General features: G+C 69.9%; 1 protein-coding gene. It reads left to right on the top strand.

Annotation, left to right across the window (positions count from 1 at the left end):
* Nucleotides 1-952: WD40 repeat domain-containing protein (locus U9979_RS09530; protein WP_322779091.1), on the top strand; the 952-nt coding region annotated here is incomplete at both ends.

Raw genomic sequence — 952 nt, 5'->3', positions numbered from 1 at the left:
GCTGGGTGTTGTCGGTGGGGTTCTCCCCGGACGCCACCATGATCGCCTCGGGGGGTGTGGATGGCTCGGTTGGGCTGTGGGATGCCGCGACCGGCCATGAACTGCGTTCCCTGACCGGCCACGCCGGCGGGGTGTGGTCGGTGGGGTTCTCCCCGGACGCCACCATGATCGTTTCCGGGGATGACGATGGGTCGGTGCGGCTGTGGGATACCGCGACCGGCCGTGAGCTACGCACCCTGACCGGCCACACCGGCCGGGTGGAGTCGGTGGGGTTCTCCCCGGACGGCACCATGATCGCTTCTGGGGGTGGGGATGGGTCGGTGCGGCTGTGGGATACCGCGACCGGCCGCGAGCTGCGTTCCCTGACCGGCCACACCGGCTCGGTGTTGTCGGTGTGGTTCTCCCCGAACGGAACCATGATTGCCTCGGGGGGTGCGGATGGCTCGGTGCGGCTGTGGGACACCGCGACCGGCCGCGAACTACGCACCCTGACCGGCCACACCAACAGGGTGCAGTCGGTGGGGTTCTCCCCGGACGCCATCATGATCGCTTCCGGGGGTGCGGATGGCTCGGTGCGGCTGTGGGATACCGCGACCGGCCGTGAACTGCGCACCCTGACCGGCCACACCAGACCGGTGCGGTCGGTGGGGTTCTCCCCGGACAGCACCATGATCGCCTCAGGGGGTGCGGATGGGTCGGTGCGGCTGTGGGACACCGCGACCGGCCGTAAACTACGCACCCTGACCGGCCACACCGGCGGGGTGCGGTCGGTGGGGTTCTCCCCGGACAGCACCATGATCGCTTCTGGGGGTGGGGGTGGGTCGGTTGGGCTGTGGGACACCGCGACCGGCCGTAAATTACGCACCCTGACCGGCCACACCGGCTCGGTGTGGTCGGTGGGGTTCTCCCCGAACGGCACCATGATCGCCTCGGGGGGTGAGGATCGCTCGGT

Source organism: Protofrankia sp. Cas4, from assembly GCF_963555915.1.
Lineage (GTDB): Bacteria > Actinomycetota > Actinomycetes > Frankiales > Frankiaceae > Protofrankia.
This window is presented reverse-complemented; position numbering and strand designations above follow the sequence as displayed.